Source organism: Paenibacillus sp. YAE3 (assembly GCF_057546105.1).
Window position 1 is genome coordinate 1 of sequence record NZ_BAAIYF010000051.1, and the last position, 544, is coordinate 544.

General features: G+C 61.2%; 1 pseudogene. It reads left to right on the top strand.

What is annotated here, in order from left to right:
* Positions 1-141: 141 nt before the first annotated feature.
* Positions 142-544, top strand: a pseudogene (locus tag AC27KL_RS28135) (hypothetical protein); the annotation flags it as partial.

A 544-nucleotide genomic window follows, 5' to 3' on the forward strand; every position in this document is an offset into this window, starting at 1 on the left:
GTAACTGGACAGGAGCCTGCCGAAGCCAGGGGCGAGGTCAGGGGCGCGCCTGAACTTGAACCTGCTCCCGATACCGCAGTCGCTAGGCTTTCGCAACAACAGCCCATGCCGAGGCAACAGGCGAACACCGGGAACAACCAGGTGGTGTTTGCCGATGTTTCCTACGCCGAACAGGCAGACCGCGCTTATGTGCAAGTGTCTGTGCTCGAAGAGGTGTGGGAAGTGAACTGGGTACACCCGATCCAGGCGTGCTGGAAGCAGGAGTGGTGGGAGCTGCACCCGCAGATCGTGATGGATGTGCAGGAAGCGCGCTATGAGGACAAGGGGCGCGTGGTCTGGGTCCGTGGCGAATTTGAGCTGACCGCCTTTGGCACGACGGGAGAGGCGGGCAAAGTCGCGCATGAGACGCTGCGCCTTCCCTTTACTTCAACCGTGCTGCGCCCTCCCGTTGCCCAGGAAAAAGCAGAAGCGAGCCTGCTGCTCGACAACAGCCCGTTGTCCTTGCCGGAGAAATGGATCGAGACCGGGGATTGGAAAGTGAGCC